The organism is Rhodoplanes sp. P11, from assembly GCF_964266735.1.
GTDB lineage: Bacteria > Pseudomonadota > Alphaproteobacteria > Rhizobiales > Xanthobacteraceae > Rhodoplanes > Rhodoplanes serenus.
Genome location: NZ_CAXWGY010000013.1, coordinates 1 through 255 on the forward strand (window position 1 = coordinate 1; position 255 = coordinate 255).

Here is a 255-nt window from a genome sequence, read left to right on the forward strand (position 1 = left end):
GGCGATGGACTTGCGGTCGCGGTGGCCGAGTTCGGGCAGGTCGGTGACCAGCACGGTGGCGATGCGGGTGCCGATCCCCGGGATCGATGTGAGGATGCGGGAGACTCGGACGAGCTCGGCGTCGGCGACGATCCGGCGAGCGAGTTCGGCCTCGATTCGCTCGCACTGCGCGGCGAGTTCGGCGATGGTGGCACGGTGGCTCTCGATCAGAAGTGGCTCGAGCGTCTGCTTGAGCCTGGTCTTCTCCATGGCGAT

The 255-nt window shown here is 67.5% G+C and carries 1 pseudogene; it reads right to left on the bottom strand.

The features are described 5' to 3' along the window. Positions 1-255: pseudogene (locus tag ACFQUV_RS11845) on the bottom strand (IS110 family transposase); the annotation flags it as partial.